10 protein-coding genes and 2 pseudogenes are annotated in these 17,183 nt (G+C 73.0%); 6 read left to right on the top strand and 6 right to left on the bottom strand.

Translation table 11 applies throughout. The features are described from left to right. Positions 1-190 precede the first annotated feature (190 nt). Both G9272_RS03035 and G9272_RS03030 read right to left on the bottom strand, forming a co-directional pair. Positions 191-4,456 (bottom strand): NEW3 domain-containing protein, encoded by a 4,266-nt coding sequence (locus G9272_RS03035; protein ID WP_171395068.1) that lies wholly within the window; start codon positions 4,454-4,456, stop codon positions 191-193. Between the two features lie 106 nt (positions 4,457-4,562). Next, positions 4,563-5,447, bottom strand: coding sequence for a MurR/RpiR family transcriptional regulator (locus G9272_RS03030; RefSeq protein ID WP_171395067.1), 885 nt, complete (start codon positions 5,445-5,447; stop codon positions 4,563-4,565). Positions 5,448-5,628: 181 nt separating this feature from the next. Between G9272_RS03030 and G9272_RS03025 the strand changes: the two genes are divergently transcribed. Beyond that, positions 5,629-6,393, top strand: coding sequence for a sugar isomerase domain-containing protein (locus G9272_RS03025; protein WP_171395066.1), 765 nt, complete (start codon positions 5,629-5,631; stop codon positions 6,391-6,393). A gap of 83 nt (positions 6,394-6,476) precedes the next feature. After that, positions 6,477-6,608 (top strand): annotated as a pseudogene (locus G9272_RS46105) (IS630 family transposase); the annotation flags it as partial. Between the two features lie 72 nt (positions 6,609-6,680). Here the strand turns inward: G9272_RS46105 and G9272_RS03020 are convergent. Then, a complete protein-coding gene (locus G9272_RS03020) occupies positions 6,681-7,724 on the bottom strand; it encodes a GlxA family transcriptional regulator (RefSeq protein WP_437184244.1) in 1,044 nt (347 codons plus the stop codon). Between the two features lie 135 nt (positions 7,725-7,859). On the opposite strand from G9272_RS03020, the gene G9272_RS03015 reads away from it, so the two are divergent. The 3 genes from G9272_RS03015 (at position 7,860) to G9272_RS03005 (ending at position 10,873) form a co-directional block, all read left to right on the top strand. Continuing rightward, entirely contained in the window at positions 7,860-8,786 is a 927-nt protein-coding gene (locus tag G9272_RS03015; protein WP_171395065.1) for an NADP-dependent oxidoreductase, read from the top strand. Between the two features lie 440 nt (positions 8,787-9,226). Beyond that, the gene (locus G9272_RS03010; RefSeq protein ID WP_171401809.1) at positions 9,227-10,222 is read left to right on the top strand and encodes an NADP-dependent oxidoreductase; all 996 of its coding nucleotides are present in this window, start codon (positions 9,227-9,229) and stop codon (positions 10,220-10,222) included. Between the two features lie 48 nt (positions 10,223-10,270). Beyond that, positions 10,271-10,873 carry a TetR/AcrR family transcriptional regulator gene (locus G9272_RS03005; RefSeq protein ID WP_171395064.1) on the top strand — a complete coding sequence of 201 codons (603 nt, stop codon included), beginning with the start codon at positions 10,271-10,273 and terminating at the stop codon, positions 10,871-10,873. A gap of 421 nt (positions 10,874-11,294) precedes the next feature. Here G9272_RS03005 and G9272_RS45055 read toward each other — a convergent pair. The 3 genes and pseudogenes from G9272_RS45055 to G9272_RS02995 form a co-directional block, all read right to left on the bottom strand. Further along, positions 11,295-11,451: pseudogene (locus G9272_RS45055) on the bottom strand (IS630 family transposase); the annotation flags it as partial. Positions 11,452-11,574: 123 nt separating this feature from the next. Then, a complete protein-coding gene (locus G9272_RS03000) occupies positions 11,575-14,712 on the bottom strand; it encodes a beta-N-acetylglucosaminidase domain-containing protein (RefSeq protein ID WP_367398541.1) in 3,138 nt (1,045 codons plus the stop codon). Positions 14,713-14,735: 23 nt separating this feature from the next. Further along, positions 14,736-15,140, bottom strand: a complete 405-nt coding sequence (locus tag G9272_RS02995) for a hypothetical protein (RefSeq protein WP_171395063.1) — start codon at positions 15,138-15,140, stop codon at positions 14,736-14,738. A 316-nt stretch (positions 15,141-15,456) separates the two neighbouring features. Here G9272_RS02995 and G9272_RS02990 point away from each other — a divergent pair, with 316 nt between their 5' ends. Then, the gene (locus tag G9272_RS02990) at positions 15,457-17,103 is read left to right on the top strand and encodes a sigma-70 family RNA polymerase sigma factor (RefSeq protein ID WP_171395062.1); all 1,647 of its coding nucleotides are present in this window, start codon (positions 15,457-15,459) and stop codon (positions 17,101-17,103) included. Positions 17,104-17,183: the final 80 nt, after the last annotated feature.

Raw genomic sequence — 17,183 nt, 5'->3', positions numbered from 1 at the left:
GCCGACGCCGCTTGTCCGCGTGCCGCCTCGTCCGGTACCGGCGCGTCCTCGCTCACGACGTGGCGTGCCGCCGGCGGCGTCTGTCCGTGGGTGGCCTCGTCTCCCAGCACCGGGTGCCTGCTCAGGGCGTGCTGGGTTGTCGGCGCCGGCTGTCCGGGCGCGGGCTCGTCTCCCACCAACGTGGGCCCGCTCATGACGTCACCTCCAGCACGACCGCCTCCGTGTAGGCCACGCAGCCGTGCCAGCCGGCCTTGGCCATCAGCCAGTACGAGCCCGGCGGTACCGCCGAACCGTCCACCTCCACCTCGCACACCGCGCTCTCCCCGGCGGACACCGCGAACCCCTGGCAGCCCGGCCCCACACCGGCCCAGGTGCCCCAGGACGACAGTGCCCACAGCGTCCCGCTCACCGGACCGCGCGTCGTGTTGCGCACGTGCACCGGCACCCGCACCCGCTCGCCCCGGCGCACCTCGATCCGGTCGGCGCCCAGCTCCATCACCAGGCTCGGCCCGGTCCGCCCGTCGGGTCCGCCCGGCGCGGCCTCCCCGGGCACATCCAGGGCGACCACGTCCTCGTACGTCTGTCCGCCGTACGCCAGCCGCGCGGCGAGCAGGTACCGGCCCGGCACGGGGTCCGCGGGCGGTGTGACGGTGACCTCCGTGAGCGTGAAGCCGCCCGGGCCGAGCGCGTACGGCAGTGCGGCGGGCTCGACGCTCCAGCCGGGCGGCACCTCCAGCGCCACCGTGCCCGACACCGGCGCGTCGGTGAGCTCGGAGGAGACGCGGACCGTCGCGGTGACCGGGCCGTCGGCGGTGAGCGCGGCCGGTGCGAGGTGGACGGCCACGGGCAGGTTGCCCCGGGGGGCCGGCCCGGAGTTGTGCAGCCAGTAGCGGGTGTACACCGGCTGGGCGGGTTCCCGCGCGGCGACCCCGGGCCCCTCCGCCCGCGGGCCGGCCGACGGCGAGGCCAGCACGGTGGCCACCTCGAAGCCCGTCAGGTCGAGCTCCAACGCGCCGTCCGGGCCCGGGTCGAGAGGCTGACCGGGCCGTTCCAGCACATCCGCCCGGCTGCCCTCCGTCCATGGCGAGGGACCCACCAGCCGCGCCCTCACCGGCCGTCCGTCCACCTCGTGCACCCGTACGACGACCCCGTGCGCGGGGTCGGGCGGCGCGGTGCCGCCCCGGGCCAGCGGGGAGCCGGCCGGCTTCAGCGCGTCCAGCAGCACCCGGCCCTCGGGCTGAAGTCTCAGCAGGGCCGCGTTCCTCGGCAGGTCGGCCGGTGTCTCGCAGGGCTCGCGCAGCCGCGCGGTGAGCGGATGGTTGAAGGCATGCCCGGCGCGCGGCCAGCCCAGCTCGCGCCAGTCGCCCTCGCCCGCGACGACCGCGTACTCGAAGGTGTGCGACCAGCGCTGGAGCTGGAAGGCGGAGCCGTCCGGCGCGGTACGCCGGGGCGGGTCGACCCAGATACCGGAGGGCCAGCCCGTGCACGAGCGCATGAGGGACGTGTAGAGGTCGCCGGAGGAGGTGACCACACAGCCCGGCGTGCCCCGGTTGAGGACCGCGAAGCCCCGGCCGTCCCACGCGTCGCCCGGCGGCAGCGCCTCCCCGCCACCGGCCGCGGTGGCCCGTACGGTCGCGTCGTCCAGGTCGGCGACCAGCGCGTCGACGGCCTTCATGTCGTCCTCGGGGCCGACGCCCGCCACCACCAGCAGCGGCAGCCGTTCCAGGTCGCGCAGGTCGGCGCCGGGCACCCACTCCTCGCGCAGCGAGGCGCGGGGCGCCACCCATACGACGGCCAGGCCCTCCTCGGCCAGTTGGCGGCGCACCTCGCGGGCCGCCGCCGGGTCCCAGCCGAGTGCCTCGGCGACCACGGGATTGCGCTCCGGGCCGCCCACGGCGATCCGGATGTCGGGCAGGTTGGAGTCGACCTCCAGGTCGCCGTAGCGCGGGCCGCCCGCGATCGTCGAGGTGGCCGTGACGCCCACCCGTACCAGGGCAGCGGCGAGGGGGGTGCCCAGCTCGCCGGCGGTGTCCCAGTCGGCGAACACCAGCTCGGCGACGCCGATCGACCGGTGGCCGAGGAGTCGGCCCGCGCCGTCGTGGACGGCGACGCGGGCCGTGGAGCCCAGGCCGAACCAGGAGTTCGCGGGGTTGTCCAGCGTCCACGGGAACCGCTCGCTGTCCACCTCCACGAACCCGAAGCCGCGCCCGACGACCGCGTCCGCGACCTCGTGCACCGGCAGCCCGCCGCGCACGTCCGAGGGCCAGCGCACCCGGATCAGCCGGTCCGCGCCGTCGTAGCCGTCGACGGTCGTCGTCACGTCCAGCCGGTCCACGCCCGCCCACAGCGTGAGCCGCTGGGTGTACCGGAACAGCCCGAGATCGGCCCGGACGGTGACGCGGGAGCCGGCCGGCGAGTGCTCGACATCGATGTCAGCGGTCACGTCACGGCTGCGGGCCAGGGTGGTGCCGGTCGGCGTGAGGTGCCAGGGGCCCTCGCCGAAGCGCGGATGCCGCGGATACTCCTCCTGCACCACGAGCTCGTTGCCGATGTCCCCGGATCGCAGCAGCTCCCGGCCGCCCTCGGTGAGCGCGCGCAGACTGCTGACGCCTCCGCCGCGCGCGGGGTCGACCGTCACCTCGTAGAACGTGTTGCGGATCGTCGTCCCTTCGCCGGCCGTCCAGCCGGGTGCCCGGCCCTCGGCGAGGGAGAGCGCCTTGAGGCCCATGCCCGGCACCTCGGGGACGACGACCCGCAGGGTGCCGTCCTCGAGCACCGCGGGCAGCGGCAGGCCGTCGAGGTCCAGCGGGACCAGACCGGGGTCGGCGACGGTCAGGACGTCCCTGCGCCGCCAGGTCGCGGAGTTGAAGACGACCAGGTCGGGCGCGCCGCCGGGCAGCGCGACCACCTTGCGGGCCAGCGCGTCGGTCGCGTCGGTGTGCACCGCTCCGGCGAGGTCGTACAGCTCCCGCCAGCCGGTGAGCAGGTCGATGTAGACCTGGTCCGACTCCGAGCCGGTGATCGCGTCGTGGTGGGCGCCGTAGATCAGCTGCCGCCAGGCCTTGTCCAGGGCCGCGTCCGGGAAGGGGTGCCCGGCGACCAGGGAGGCGAGGGTCGCCCAGGCCTCGGCGTCGGCGAGCAGTGTCTCGCCGTACCGCTGGGCCTGCTTGGTGTCGATGTAGGAGACGTCCTTGCCGGTGTAGACCGGGTTCATGTCCCGGGTCTGCGGGGACGCCGTCCGCCCCTCCCGCTCCAACTCCGCCCGGACGGCGGCGAAGAAGTCCCGGGGCACGCCGCTGACGAACCGCGGCCAGACATAACGGGCGTTCCAGTCGCGGTGGATGCCCATCACCCAGCGGCACGGCGGGGCGTAGTCGCCGCCGACGGGCAGCAGGACGTTGCGCGTGAGCGCGACCTTCTTCAGGCCCTGGAAGAGCTTGAGTGCGGCGGCCTCCGCCTCGGGCAGCGTGGGCGCGTTGTCGATGGCCCAGCCGGCGCCGTAGTGGTTGACCATGTACGCGGTCAGCAGCCCGCGCCCGGAGGGGGCGATCCAGCTGAACTCGGCCGGGAACTGCATGCGTCGCGGGTCGCGGGGCTCCTCGCCGAACACCGACAGGGTCGGCCCCCACTGGTGGAACGGGCCGCGCGCCCAGGAACTGGACGTGATTCCCGCGTCCGCCATCAGCCCCGGGAACTGCGGGTCGTGCCCGAACGCGTCCAGCTGCCAGGCGGTCTCCGGCGCCGCCCCGATGATCCCGCGCTGGAAGCCGTCGCCGTACAGCGCGTTGCGTACGGTGGCCTCCGCGCCGGTGAGGTTGGTGTTGGGCTCGTTGTAGGTGCCGCCCATGATCTCGACCCGGCCGGTGCGGATCAGCTGGCGCAGGAAGGCCCGCTCCTCGGGGAAGGCGTCCCAGTACGGCTTGAGGTAGTCGACCTCGGCGAGCACGAACGTGTAGGCCGGGTCGCGCCGGGCCAGGTCGCAGTGGGCCCGCACCAGGCTCATGCCGGACTGGCCGCGCGAGTCGAAGGTCCGGGCGGGCAGTCCGGTGACGGCCGGGTCGTCGGCGACGTCCCAGGTCTCGGTGTAGGCGGCCTGGGTGTTCCACCAGACGGGGTCGTAGTGGAAGTGGCTGACCATGAACATCGTCCAGCCGGGCTCGGCGACGGTGAACTCGGCCGTGTGCCGGGCCAGTCGGGATCCGTCGACGGCCGTGACCGTGATCTCGCGGCGGTCGCCGGGGGCGAGGCCGTCGACGGCCACGGGTATCTCGGCGCGTACGGTGCCGTCCTCGCCGACGGTGACGGCGGTCTCGCCGACGCTGCGGACGCCCGGGCCCGTCACGCTCAGCCGGACCGGCCGGCCGGGGTCGTGCCCGACGTCGACCGCGACCACCTGGCGCGGCTCGTCCTCCGTGCCGGTGAAGAGCTCGGTCGACTCGACAGAGATGACACGCATGGGGCTCCTAGGAGTGCGCGGGGGAGCCCCATCCTGGCACCGCAGGGTGGTTCAATCAACCATCTCTTGTCATTTTGGTTGGCTCATCCATGCATGGTCGATCGGCTCAGCGGGCTCGCCGGGCCTTCACCGCATGCGCCCCGGCGATGTGGTCGGTCAGCGCGAGGGAGGCGCTCGCCCGCTGATAGGAGAGCTGGCCGACCCGTACGTAGAGGCAGTCGATGAGCATGAGCACCGAGTGGCGCGCACCGATGCTGCCGGTGCGGAAGCTGGTCTCCGAAGACGAGGAGATGAGCCGCACGTCGGCGGCGCGGGCCAGCGGCGAACGCGAGTCGGCGGTGAGGGCGACGGTCGTGGCGCCGCGCTCCTTGGCCAGCTCGAACGGCTCGATCGTCTCCCGGGTCGCCCCGGAGTGGGAGATGCCGATCGCCACGTCCGCCGGGGTCAGCAGGGCGGCCGAGGTGGTGGCCGCGTGCACCTCGGTCCAGCCGCGCACCGCGCAGCCGATCCGGAACAGCCGTGTCTCGGTCTCCTGCGCGACCGCGCCGCTGCCGCCGACGCCGTAGACGTCGATGCGCCGGGCGCGGGCCACGGCCTGGGCCGCGCGCTCGATCGCGTCCAGGTCGATCCGGTCGATCGTCTGCTGAACGGCCCGCAGGTCGGCGGTGCCGACGACCTGGACGACCCGCTCCAGGCTGTCGTCGGGGGAGATGTCCGGACCGATCTCGGCGCTGCCCCAGTCGGAGGATTCGCCGCGGCCGCGCTCCTGGGCGAGTTCGATCAGCAGATGCTGGTAGGAGTCGAGGCCGACGGCCCGGCAGAACCGGGTGACGGTGGCCTGGGAGGTGCCGGTGCGACGCCCCAGCTCCGCGGCCGAGCAGTGGGTGACGGCGGCCGGATCCTCCAGGATCAGCTCGCCGACCTTCCGCAGGGAGCCGGCCAGCCGGGGCAGCTCGGTGCGGATCAGGGTGGTGACATCGGTCGAGGGCATGCAGAGAAGGTACCAGCCACCCGTTCGCACGACCCTTGAATATCAGGACCGATGGTCACTGATGGTCGGGCCGAACCGGCCGACCCTGCCGGGCCCGTTGCCCGCGCCCCTCGGCTTGTGATTTATTGATTCATCTCTAGATGTGTATGGGGTGGTTCAATCCACCAGTGGGGAGTGTGACGTGACCGTCGAGTCCGTGAGTGCCGAGACCTTCGCGCGCGAGAGCCTGGCCGTCCTGAACCGCCTCACCGAGTCGGCGCGCGCCGACGTGAGCGCGGCCGCCGGGCTGATCGCCGACTGCGTCCGCGAGGACGGCGTGGTCCAGGCCTTCGGCACCGGCCACTCCCAGGCTCTCGTCCTCGAACTGGCAGGCCGGGCCGGCGGACTGGTGCCCACCAACCGCCTCCAGATGGCCGACCTCGTCCTCCACGGCGGCGACCACCCCGGCGTCCTCGACGACCCGCTCCTCGAACGTCAGCCCGGCATCGCGCTGCGCCTCTACGAACTCGCCGCCCCCCGCCCCCAGGACCTCTTCGTCGTCATCTCCAACTCCGGGGTCAACAGCGTCGTGGTCGAGATGGCCCTGCACGCCAAGGGGCGGGGTCACCGTCTGCTCGCCATCACCTCCCTGGCCCACACCGCGGCCGTGCCGGCCGTCCACCCCAGCGGCAGGAAGCTCGCCGACCTCGCCGACGTCGCCCTCGACAACGCGGCCCCGCCCGGCGACGCCCTCCTCCCGCTGCCCGGCGGCGGCGCGGTCTGCGCCCTGTCCACGCTCACCGGCGCCCTGTTGGTGCAGATGACGGTCGCCGAGGCCGCCGCCCAGCTCCTCGCCTCCGGCGACCGCCCCCCGGTCTACGTCTCCGCCAACGTGCCCGGCGGCTTCGAGGGCAACCTGGAGCTGGAGCGGCGGTACGCCGGACGGATCCGACGCACCGCCGGCTAGTGCTGTGACCGCATAGGTTCGCCGGGTCGGCGGTCGTGGCGGTTGCCTGTGCGGTGACATCCGATCCGACCGCTGGAGGCGCGGTGGCCGAGCCCGTCCGTGTACGCAGACTGACCGACCACGAGGGGCAGAAGCTGCAGCAGATCGTGCGCCGGGGCAGCACGAGTTCGGTGCGCCATCGGCGGGCGATGATGCTGCTGGCCTCCGCTGGAGGGGGCACCGGCAGCGGATGATCAGGCGGATCCCGGCCGGCCCGCGGAGCGGGTATGTGCGGCGCTGATGTGTCCTCAGACGCCCGCTTCCACCAGGTCGTCGGTATGGAAGGTGCGGCGGTAGGAGGCGGGTGAGACACCGAAGGCGGTGCGCATGTGGGCGCGCAGGGAGTTGGCGGAGCCGAAGCCACAGCGGTGGGCGACCAGGTCGATGGACAGGTCGGTGGTCTCCAGCAACTGCTTGGCCAGTTCCAGGCGTTGCGCGGTGAGCCACTGCACGGGGGTCATGCCGACCTCGTCGCGGAAGCGGCGGGTGAAGGAGCGCAGGCTCATCCGGGCGTGTTCGGCCAGGCGGTTCAGGGAGAGGGGTTCGCCGAGGTGTTCCAGGGCCCAGGCGCGGGTGGCGGTGGTGGTGGCGACGGTGGGTTCGGGCACCGGGCGGTCGATGTACTGGGCCTGGCCGCCGTCCCGCCAGGGCGGGACGACGCACATGCGGGCGGCGCGGTTGGCGGCGGCGGCGCCGTGGTCGCGGCGGATCATGTGCAGGCACAGGTCGACGCCGGCGGCGACGCCCGCGGAGGTCAGGACGTCGCCGTCGTCGACGAAGAGGACCTCCTCGTCGACCTTGACGCGGGGGTAGGCGCGGCGGAACTCGGGGGCGAGGTGCCAGTGGGTGGTGGCGGGCCGGCCGTCGAGGAGGCCCGCGGCGGCCAGGACGTAGGAGCCGGTGCAGATGGACACCAGGCGGGTGCCGGGCCGGATGCCGGCGATGGCCGCGGTGACCTCGGGCGGCAGCGGGCCGCCGTGGCCCAGCTCGGGCATGGCGTGCGTGGGCGGGACGATCACGGTGTCCGCGGCGGCCAGGGCCTCGGGACCGGCCGCGGGCTGCACGGTGAACCCGGCGTCGCTGAGGACCGGGGCGCCGTCGGCGGTGCAGACGGTGACCTCGTACAGCGGGCGTGAGCCGGCGTCCAGGACGCTGCCGAAGACGCGGGAGGGGATGCCGAGTTCGAAGGGCGGGACGCCGGGCAGGGCGAGGACGGCGATGCGGTGCCGCCCGGCCGCGTCGGCGCTCGGGTCGGGGCGGGGGTCGGTGCACGGCCACTGCATCTCGCTCATGGCCAGATCCTGTCACATAGTGGCCTGACGGCCAACACCATGGTGGGAGCGGGTGCCGGATCGTGGACTGCGTCGCGCCGGGAAGGGCCCGGGCGGCCGGTATCCGATCAAGACGGAAAGAGTGAGGCGGACAGTATGCGTGCGGTGGTCGTGGAGCAGTGGGGCGGACCGGAGGTGCTCGTGGAGCGTGAGGTCGCCCGGCCCGAGCCGGGACTGAACGAGGTCCTGGTGCGGGTCCACGCGGCCGGTGTGAATCCGGTGGACTTCAAGACCCGGGCCAGCGGGGCCCTGATCGAGTGGGGCGAGGTCCCGGCGGTCGGCTGGGACGTCTCCGGCACCGTGGAGGCCGTCGGACCGGGCGTGGGGATGTTCCGCCCCGGGGACGAGGTGTACGGCATGCCGCTGTTCCCGCGGCAGGTCGGCGCCTACGCCGAGTACGTCGTCGCCCCGGCCCGCCACCTCGCGCCCAAGCCGGCGAACCTCACCCACGTGCAGGCGGCGGCGCTGCCGCTGGCCGCGCTGACCGCCTGGCAGGCCCTGGTGGACACCGCCGGGGTGCGCGCCGGTGAGCGGGTGCTGGTGCACGCGGCGGCCGGCGGGGTCGGCCACCTGGCCGTGCAGATCGCCAAGGCCCGCGGCGCGTACGTCATCGGCACGGCCAGCGCCGGCAAGCACGACCTGCTGCGGCAGCTGGGCGCGGACGAGGTGATCGACTACCGCACGGTCCGCTTCGAGGACGCCGTCGGGGACGTGGACGTGGTGCTGGACGGGCTCGGCGGCCAGAACGCCGAGCGGTCCCTGACGGTGCTGCGCCCGGGCGGCCGGCTGATCACCCTGCCCGGCCCCGACGACGTCCCCGCCGACGTCCCCGGCCACGTGCGGGCGGTGTGGATGCTGGTCGAGCCCGACCACCTGGGTCTGCGCGAGATCGCCGCCCTGGCCGAGCGGGGCGCGCTCACGCCCGTGGTCGAGACCGTCGTCCCGCTGGCCGAGGCCGCGAAGGCGCACGAGATCGGCGAGCAGGGCCGCACCACCGGGAAGATCGTCCTGAGCGTCGCCTGACGCCGGCCGCCCCGGCCGGGTCGGCTCCGGGCGCGGCCGAACGGGACGGGGCGGGCCTGTGGGCACGGCCGGACAGGACGGAACTGCGGCTCGGGGCTTCGGAGGGGGCGGGGCTGCGGCTCGCGGGGGTGCTTCGGTGACGGCGGCCGGGGCGGCGGCTCGCACGGGGGCGGAGGCAGGGCTGCGGCTCGCGCCGGAGGGGTGTCTTCGGTGGTGGCCGGGGCCCGCTGCTGCCGGCGGGTGCACGCGGCCGGCATGTGGCACCGGGAAGGGCGCGTTGCGGGTCCAGGGCGCCCTCGGTTGAGAATAATCCTGAGTAGACTCATAATTGAGTTCACTCGGGTTGAGTGAGTGAGTGAGGCGAGGCCCCATGGCACGCCGAATTGGCTGATCTGGCCTCACGCCTGGATAAACAGGATGAAGACAAGGAGTGGCGCCCCATGCGAGCGTTCGTCGTCACCAAGTACAAGGAGCCGCTGCAAGAGGCGGATGTCCCCGAACCCACCGTGGGGGAGCACGACGTGCTCGTCCGGGTGGAGGCTGCCGGACTGAACCCGCTGGATGAGAAGATCCGCGCCGGTGAGTTCAAGCAGATCCTGCCCTACAAGCTGCCGCTGATCCTGGGCAACGACGTCGCGGGCACCGTCATCAGCGTCGGGACGGCGGTTCGCGGCTTCAAGCCCGGAGACGAGGTCTACGCCCGGCCCCACCAGGACCGCATCGGCACCTTCGCCGAGCGCATCGCCATAGCGGAAGGCGACCTGGCGCTCAAGCCCGCTTCCATCAGCATGGAAGAGGCCGGCTCGCTGCCGCTGGCGGCGCTCACGGCGTGGCAGGCGCTGGTGGAGCGCGGGAAGGTGCGGCCCGGGCAGAAGGTTCTCATCCACGCCGGCGCCGGCGGGGTCGGTTCGATCGCGATCCAGCTCGCCGCGCACCTCGGGGCGAGCGTCGCCACGACCGCCAGCGGTTCCAACGCGGACTTCGTGCGCGCGCTCGGCGCGGACACGGTGATCGATTACCGCAGTCAGGACTTCGAGCAGCTCCTGACCGGCTACGACCTGGTGCTGGACAGCCTCGGTGGTGAGAATCTCGAGAAGTCCCTGCGGGTGCTCAAGCGCGGCGGCAAGGCCATCGGGATCTCCGGTCCCCCGGACCCCGGGTTCGCCCGCGAGGCCGGCCTGAACCCGCTGCTGCGCCTGGCGGTCGCAGGCCTGAGCGGCAAGATCCGCAGGCAGGCCAAGAAGCTCGGCGTGACGTACGAGTTCCTGTTCATGCGCGCCAGCGGCGACCAGCTCCGCCAGATCACCACCCTCGTCGACCAGGGCGTGGTGCGCCCGGTCGTGGGAAAGGTGGTCGGCTTCGACCAGACCCCGCAGGCGCTGCAGTCCCTGTCCCAGGGCGGCATCCGCGGCAAGGCCGTCATCGGCAACAACTGACCCGCCGCAACCGCGACGGGCGACACAGAACGCACGAGGACACCACCCATGTCTGTCGCCTCCCAGTCGGTCGGACGGCGCGAGCGGAACAAGCAGGAGAAACTCGACCGCATCGTCGCTGCCGCCAGTGAACTGTTCGCCGAACACGGCGTCGACGAGGTCACGACCCAGCAGATCGCCGACAAGGCCGACATCGGCACCGGGACCCTGTTCCTTTATGCCAAGACCAAGGGCGAACTCCTCCTCCTTGTCCAGAACGCCAAGTACGTCGAAGCACTTGAGCAGGGCCGGGCGGACGCCGAGGCCATCCCTGGCGTGCTGGACGCGGTGCTGGCGATCGTCCGGCCGATCGTCGAGTGCAACCGCATCCAGATCGACAACGGACGCACCTACCTGCGAGAGATGGTCTTCGGCGACCCCGAGGAGCCCCGGCACGGCGCGGCACTGGCCATCGTCGCGCAGACCGAGGAGGCCGTCGCCGCCGTGCTGCGCCGAGACGATCGGGTCGCGGAGGGCGACGCCGCGACGCTGGCACACATCGTGTCCGCAGTGATGTTCCTCAGCATGGCGGCGGGCGTGAACACCGCCTTGAGCGTCGAGGAGATCGTGCAGGACATCCGGGGGCAGGTCGACGTCCTGCTGCCTCGCTGAAGCGCGGCCCCAACCTCAGGCCCAGGCGACCATCCGGGCAGTCCCGGCTGCGGCATGGCCCGAATCCCCAAATGACAGGTCATCCGGCCGTTGTGCCCATACCGGCATGACTGGACGGCTGGGGCGGCCGGCCGGAGGGCTACCGCCACCGCGTGCTGCTGGGATTCCGGAGATTGCCTGCCTACGTGGCGTCGAGTTCCCGTCCCACAGTCCCTGTCCCCAGGATTCCGGGTCGAGGCCCGTGTGGTGCGGTCAGGGCTTTGTGGGTCGATTCAGCAGTTCAAGGGCGCCTTCGACGCGATGATGCCGTCCTACCGCGTCGTGCGTGGCGCAGGCGGCCAGGTCGGGGCGCTCGTAGGGCTGCCGGCAGACATGGCAGTCGTAGGTGACCGCCCCACCACTCGAACGCCGCCCGGTCGTCCACATCCCGGACGGTGTCCTCGTCGGCCTGCACCAGCTGCGCGATCACCGGCACCCGTCTTCCTCCAGCGGAGGCCAGCAGCATCATCGCCCGCGCACGATCTGCTTTTCTGCCCCTCGTGGTCGGTCAGTCTGCGCACACGGACGGGCTCGGCCACCGCGCCTCCAGCGGTCGGATCGATGTCACCGCACAGGCAACCGCCACGACCGCCGACCCGGCGAACCTATGCGGTCACAGCACTAGACGCTCCACGTGGTCGCTGTGCCGGGAGGCCCCGTCCCTAGGGGATCAGGGCCACCGCCAGCGGATAGGCACCGGTGGGGAGCGGGGTACCGGCCTTCCCCGAGGCGATGTCGACCGGTACCAAGGCGTTTGCGTCGGCCGTCGTGACGTACGCCGTGCTGCCGTTCCAGTTCAGGCCCACGTCGAAGGCCGACCTGCCCACCGTGACCGGCGTCCCCGGGGCACCGGTCACCGTGTCGACCGGTGTGACGGTGTCCCCGGTGCTGGCGCTGACCCACAGGGTCCGGCCGTCCGGGGAGAGCGCGAGGCCGTAGGCCTGACCGGAGACGAGCAGCGTCGGGCCGGTGTCGTTCGTGGCCGTGTCGATCGGAGTCACCGTCGAACCCCCGGAGTCGGACACGTACACGGTCCGCCCGTCCGGCGCCGCGACCACGTTGAACGGCGACGGCCCCACCGGTATCGCGGCCTCGGCCGTACGGGTCGCGAGGTCGACCGGGGTGACCGTGGCGTCGTGGATGTTCGCCACGTACAGGGTGCCGCCGCCGGGCGTGACCGCCATGTTCTCCGGACCCGAGCCGACGGGGACGGCCGCGCCCGCCGTCAGGGTGCCGGTGTCGACGGGCTGCACGGTGCCGTCCGTGTAGTTCGCCACCCAGAGCGTGCCGCCGTCGGGGGTGAGGGCGAGCCCGGCCGGCACACGCCCCACCGCGACCGTGCCGGTGACCGTCCCGCTCGGCACATCGATCACACTGACCGAGTCCGACCCCTGGTCGGCCGCGTACGCGGTACGGCCGTCGGCGCTCACGACCACCTCGCCGGGGTTGGCGCCGACCTTGATCGCCGTACTGGTCCCGGAGACGAGGTCGACGGAACTGACGGACCCGCCGCTGAAGTCGGCGGTGAGCGCCCGTGGCGTCCCCGTGCCGTCGGTCACCCGGACGGGGATCGCCCGGGTGAGGCCGCCGGAACCGCCGGACACCACGACCGAGCGGACACCCGCCGAGGCGCCCCGGGCGGCGGTGAAGGTGACGGTGGCCGTCGAGCTGCCGCCGGCCGGGACGGTGACCGTGCCGCCGGCCGGGGACGCGGTGACGCCGTCGGGCACGGTGAGCCTCCAGTCGACGGACGTCGCGGCGGTGGACCGGCGATCGGCGAGGGTGAGGGTGACCGTGGCGCTCGCCCCGGGTTCGAGGGACAGCGAAGCGGGCGAGAAGGACGGGTCCGCGCCGGGGTCGGGGGCGTACCGGATCATCGCCCGGTAGAGGAAGCCGTCCAGCACACCCGGCGCGACCTGCTGCGGGATCGCGTCCAGCGCCTTGCGTTCGCTGCGCAGCCTGGTCCAGTACGTCGACACGTCCTCGTCGTCACCCCGCTTGCCGGCCAGCAGCAGGTCCACGGCGGTCAGTCCGGCGGTGCCGTAGGAGCCCAGCTTGTCCAGCCAGGGGGAAGTCTCGGACAGGAAGCCGGGGTTGGCGAGACCGGCGCGCAACCGGGCGGGCGTGGCGGCCATGTCGGTGAAGTAGGACCGCAGCGCGGCCGTCGCCCGGGCGAGGCCGCTGTCCCCCTCATGGGCCGTACCGAAGGCGGCGATGAGCGGGGCCAGGGTCGGGGACTCGGTGGCGTTCAGCTGGGACGAGTAGTTGTTCTCGGCGAAGATCCGCAGCCATTTCCCCGCGTGCGCACTGCCCGCGAGATCACGGACGGAGGCGAGGAAGGCGGCCTGCGGGTCGTAGCCGTCCGGGTTCCACAGGTACGCCGCCGAGGTGAACAGCGCGAGCCTGCTCGCCTCGCCCTGGACCATCGGGTTGGCGGTGACGCCGACGGCCTCACGGGCCACGTCCGGCTCCCGGCCGGTGTAGGGGCCGAGCAGCAGACGGCTGGTGGCGTAGTCGTTGACCGGGTAGTTGTCCCAGACCAGGACCGGGTGCCCGAACACCGCGCGGGCCTGCCGCACCTGCGCGGCGGTGACCGTCGGCGCGATGACGCCGACGCCCGTCCACTCGACGACCACGCCCGGGTCGAGCCGCTCGCGCAGCGCCTTCTTGTACGGGGTGTCGGCGAGGTCGGAGTACTCGGTGGGGACCGTCTCCAGTGGCTGGAGACCGGAACGGCCGGCCGAGAAGTCCCGCCACACCTGGTTGAGCAGCCGGGCCTGTGCGGCTCCGGCCGCGCCGCCCCCGCTGCCGAACTCCTCCTCGTCGGCGGGGCAGTTCCACTTCGTGTAGCTGATGTCGTCCAGCGGGATCGCGAAGGAGCGCACCCCGATGTCGTACAGCGAGGCGAACTTGCGGACCAGCGCGGCGGTGTCGGTGGCGGAGGAGTAGCAGACCGACAGGCCGGGGGAGAGGGCGTAGGTGAAGCGGACGTGGTCGGTGCCGGCCCGGTCGACGAGCTCGCGCAGCCGGCCCAGCTCGGCGGCGGGGTACTCGTCGCGCCAGCGCTCCCGCAGATACGCGTCGTCCTTCGGCGAGTAGACGTACACGTTCTGTTTGGTGCGCCCGTAGAAGTCGAGTCGGCTCAGCCGCTCGGCGTGCGTCCAGGGGGTGCCGTAGAAGCCCTCGACGACCCCGCGCAGCCGGGCCGTGGGCCGGTCGCGGACGCTCACCGCGGGCAGACGGGGGCCGGTGAGGAGTTGGCGGAGGGTCTGGGCGGCGTAGTAGGTGCCGGTGGCGTCGGCGCCGGAGAGGGCGAGCAGGGCGCGTCCGGCGTGGCGGCCGGAGGCCAGGACGTATCCCTCCGGGGGCAGTCCGGCCGGGGAGCCGACAGCGAGTCGCCGCAGCGCGCCCGCGGTGGCGGGATTCTCGTGCGGGCCGCCGACGAAGACGGTGAGCGCGGCCGCGGGCGTGCGGGCGTCGGAGGGGACCGTGACGATCCGGTCGGCTCCGGCGGCCCGCAGCGCGGCCTCGACGACGCGGCGGGCGGAGGCGTCGGTGTCCGGTCCGACCACCTCGACCACCCGGTCGGGGACGTCGATCTGTCGGCCTGTGGACTCGATGTGCCGGGGCGTCGGCCATACCTGGGGGATCGCCGTGACGGCCGGCCCGGCCGGCGCGGCGGTGGCCGACGGGAGCGAGGGGACCGTCAGACCCAGGACCAGGAGCAGGGCCCCGTACAGGCGGCGGGGTCTGACGGGGTGTGGGGGGCGGCGAAGACGCCGTGAGGTGATTGGAGTCACCAAGATATGCTAGGAACGCTGAATCAAGCATTCAAGAGACGCGAGCGACCGAACCACTCCCTGGTCGCCGCACCGCTGGAGAGGGCCACCAGCAGCGCACCCGCGGCGACACCGGCGCCCCACGCGAAGTGATGGGCCAGGGCCGCGGCCGAGCTGCCCAGGATGATCACCCAGCCGACGACGACCGCGCCCCTGCGCACCGCGCCACCACCGTCGGCGAACCTCGCCGAGATGACCAGCGACGTCACGGCGAGCACCGCGCACCCCGTCGCCGCCAGCAACAGCATCCCGACCACCAGCCCGCCCAGCGCGCCGGACTCGAAGACGGCCGCGGCCGCGGTCAGCCGCACCGAGCAGGCGATGCCCGACAGGCCCAGGGTGACGAGCAGTGTGCGGGCATATCTGGCCGTAACAGGCATACGCGTCATAGGGGTTCCTTGTGCCGTGCGGACGTCGGTTCGCCGGGGGCGTGGGACACGGCGGGCCGGCCGGGCCACCGTAGTCGTCGCGGCCATCAGGCCGACACCCCTTCGACGAGGGCGAAGACGACCCGTCACGTGCCCCCGGACCGCGCCCCCGCGGCCGACGTCCCGCGCGTGATGTGACGAGTCCCATTGCACTCATGGCCCCGAACCGGCGACCCTCACCTCGCACGAATTTCCGAGGAACTGTTATCCGTTGCTTCCGCAGAGATCCCCCATATGACGGACAGCATCGTTCGGCGTCGAGGACAGGGAAGTCTCAATGAGTACACGGCACACGGTGGAGGCGGTGGCGCTGGTCACCGCCGCCCGAGCGGGCGACCAGGCGGCCCAGGACGCGCTCGTCGGCGCGTACCTTCCGCTCGTCTACAACATCGTGGGCCGGGCGTTGAACGGTTCGGTGGACGTCGACGACGTCGTGCAGGACACCATGCTGCGCGCCCTCGACTCGCTGGGCTCACTGCGGGATCCCGCGAGCTTCCGCTCCTGGCTGGTGGCCATCGCGATGAACCAGGTCCGGGCGCACTGGAACCGGCAGCAGCCCGTCCAGGGCGGCATCGAGGAGGCCGACGACGTCGCCGATCCGGGGGCCGACTTCGTCGACCTGACCATCGTGCAACTCCAGCTGTCCGGCCAGCGGCAGGAGACCGCGCGGGCGACGCGCTGGCTGGAGCCCGACGACCGGGGACTGCTGTCCCTGTGGTGGCTGGAGTGCGCCGGTGAACTGACCCGGGCCGAGATAGCAGCGGCCCTGGACCTGACGCCGGAGCACACGGCGGTCCGCGTACAGCGGATGAAGGCGCAGCTGGAGGCGGCCCGTGTCGTCGTGCGGGCGCTGGACTCGCGACCGCAGTGCCCGGAACTGCGCGGCGCGCTCGCGGGCTGGGACGGCCGGCCCTCGGCGTTGTGGCGCAAGCGCACCGCCCGGCACGCACGCGGCTGCGCACACTGCTCGGGCCTGTGGAGCGGGCTGATGCCCGCCGAGGGCCTGCTGGCCGGTCTGGCGCTGGTCGCGGCGTCGTCCGCGCTCCTGGCGAGGACGAACTCCGCCGCCGACACCATCGCCGTGGTCGGCTCGGCGTCCCCGCTCGCCGGGGACGAGGATCTGGGCGGGTCCGTCCCGGCGCTGAACCACCGTGCCACGAAGGACCGCACCACCTCCCGCACCGACGCCCGTCGCAGGCGCCGCACCCGCCGACGGGCGGTCGGCGGCGCGGTCGTGGCCGCCTGCGTGGCCGGCGGCGGCCTCTACTACTTCGGCACGCAGCCGGACGGCGGGACGGGGGAGAGCACCGCAGTCCAGCCCGCGAACGACGCACTCGCCTCGGACCACCCCACGCCGGACAGCGCCCGCAGCAGCTCGCCGTCCCCGTCCCCGTCCCCGACGGCGTCCGCGTCCAAGTCGCCGAGTGCGAGCGCCTCACCGACGCCCCGCCCCAGCAGGACCGCGGTCGCGGCGGCTCCGGCGAAGTCGACCGAGCCGAAGCGGACCGCTTCCGAGACGCCGACCGTGCAGGCGGGTTCGTCGGATCTCTCGACCCAGGTGATCGCACTGGTGAACAAGGAGCGGGCGACGGCAGGCTGCGGCCCCCTCACGGAGGACAGCCTGCTGCGCGACGCCGCACAGGGCCACTCGGACGACATGGCCGCCCGCGACTTCTTCGACCACACCAACCCCGACGGCGCCGACCCCGGCCGGCGCATCACGGCCGCCGGGTACCGCTGGTCCACGTACGGCGAGAACATAGCCAAGGGGCAGCAGACGGCCGCGTCGGTGATGACGTCCTGGATGAACAGCGAAGGCCACCGGGCCAACATCCTGAACTGCTCCTTCAAGAACATCGGCGTGGGAATCCACGACGGGTCCGGCGGCCCGTGGTGGACACAGAACTTCGGCGCCAAGCTCTGACCCGCGCACCGGCCGTCGAGGGACCTGGTCTCCTCGGCGCCGGAGGCCCGCCGGGGAACGTCCGGCGGCGGAACGTGGAT

It is taken from the genome of Streptomyces asoensis, from assembly GCF_013085465.1.
Taxonomy (GTDB): Bacteria; Actinomycetota; Actinomycetes; order Streptomycetales; family Streptomycetaceae; genus Streptomyces; species Streptomyces cacaoi_A.
The sequence above is the reverse complement of the archived record's forward strand: the minus strand, read 5'-3'. Positions and strand labels throughout refer to the sequence as shown.

Coding starts and splice junctions, on each gene's coding strand:
- G9272_RS03035 (WP_171395068.1), bottom strand. CDS start 4,456: ATGCGTGTCATCTCTGTCGAGTCGACCGAGCTCTTCACCGGCACGGAG.
- G9272_RS03030 (WP_171395067.1), bottom strand. CDS start 5,447: ATGCCCTCGACCGATGTCACCACCCTGATCCGCACCGAGCTGCCCCGG.
- G9272_RS03020 (WP_437184244.1), bottom strand. CDS start 7,724: ATGAGCGAGATGCAGTGGCCGTGCACCGACCCCCGCCCCGACCCGAGC.
- G9272_RS03015 (WP_171395065.1), top strand. CDS start 7,860: ATGCGTGCGGTGGTCGTGGAGCAGTGGGGCGGACCGGAGGTGCTCGTG.
- G9272_RS03010 (WP_171401809.1), top strand. CDS start 9,227: ATGCGAGCGTTCGTCGTCACCAAGTACAAGGAGCCGCTGCAAGAGGCG.
- G9272_RS03005 (WP_171395064.1), top strand. CDS start 10,271: ATGTCTGTCGCCTCCCAGTCGGTCGGACGGCGCGAGCGGAACAAGCAG.
- G9272_RS02995 (WP_171395063.1), bottom strand. CDS start 15,140: ATGACGCGTATGCCTGTTACGGCCAGATATGCCCGCACACTGCTCGTC.
- G9272_RS02990 (WP_171395062.1), top strand. CDS start 15,457: ATGAGTACACGGCACACGGTGGAGGCGGTGGCGCTGGTCACCGCCGCC.